1 protein-coding gene is annotated in these 1,028 nt (G+C 38.3%); it reads left to right on the forward strand.

Translation table 11 applies throughout. The annotated features are described in order from the left end of the window. Positions 1-109 precede the first annotated feature (109 nt). Positions 110-1,012: an IS982 family transposase gene (locus ACQ93I_RS17190; RefSeq protein ID WP_431699605.1), complete on the forward strand. Its 903-nt coding sequence runs from the start codon at positions 110-112 to the stop codon at positions 1,010-1,012. Positions 1,013-1,028 lie beyond the last annotated feature (16 nt).

The raw sequence follows: 1,028 nt of genomic DNA on the forward strand, positions 1-1,028 counted from the left end.
TAACGTGAGTTCGATATAAGAAAAAGTGAAAATTTGGGTGGTTGAACACCAAAGAAAAAGCAGTATATTTAAGTGTTTAGCATTAAAATATTTAACTGATATTCTGCTTATGATTTCTACTGATAAAATTACTGAAATTTTTTGTTTTATTGATGAGTTCCATCAAGAATTTGAACAAGCCCAGCAAGGACATCTTTTGGAAGCTGATTCCAGCATCAAAAGAAGGAACAAGAAATCGAAACTCTCAACTAGTGAAGTAATGACTCTTATGGTGCTGTTCCATTCCGGGAATTTCAGGAACCTGAAGCACTTTTACCTGTTCTATGTAAAACCCCATTTAAAAAGTGAATTTCCTGAGACAGTATCATACAACCGCTTTGTGGAACTACAACAAAAAGCAGTGGTGCCAATGGCGCTATTCCTGAAAATGTGCTGTTTGGGAAAATGCACAGGTATTTCTTTTATAGATTCCACACCATTGAGATCGTGCCATATCAAGAGGGAAAAGCAGCACAAGACTTTTAAAGGAATGGCTGCCAAAGGCCAATGTTCCATAGGATGGTTCTTTGGGTTCAAACTCCATTTGATCATCAATGACAAAGGTGAAATCCTGGATTTCATGCTCACACAGGGCAATGTGGATGACAGGGAACCTTTAAAAAACGATAATTTCCATAAAAAGATTATGGGAAAGCTTTATGGCGACAAAGGTTACATAGGCAAAGACCTCTTTGAAAAACTTTTTGTGGATGGGGTCCATCTGGTCACCAAGATCAGAAAGAACATGAAGAACAGCCTGATGCACACCTACGATAAGGTGATGTTGAAAAAAAGGGCCATCATCGAAACAGTAAATGACGAGCTGAAGAACATGTGCCAAATCGAGCATACCAGGCATAGAAGTTTTGATAACTTCCTATCAAACCTGCTCTCTGGGCTAATCGCCTACAGCTTCTTTCCTAAAAAACCTTCCTTAAACCTGGAAATTATAGAGCAAAGGTTATCTGCTTAAGTCGAACTCACGTTAA

Origin of the sequence: Salinimicrobium sp. WS361 (assembly GCF_050750585.1) — a bacterium.
In the GTDB taxonomy this organism is placed as follows: Bacteria; Bacteroidota; Bacteroidia; order Flavobacteriales; family Flavobacteriaceae; genus Salinimicrobium.

What these genes read in the sequence shown, in the direction of transcription:
- ACQ93I_RS17190 (WP_431699605.1), top strand. Translation starts at nt 110, where the DNA reads ATGATTTCTACTGATAAAATTACTGAAATTTTTTGTTTTATTGATGAG.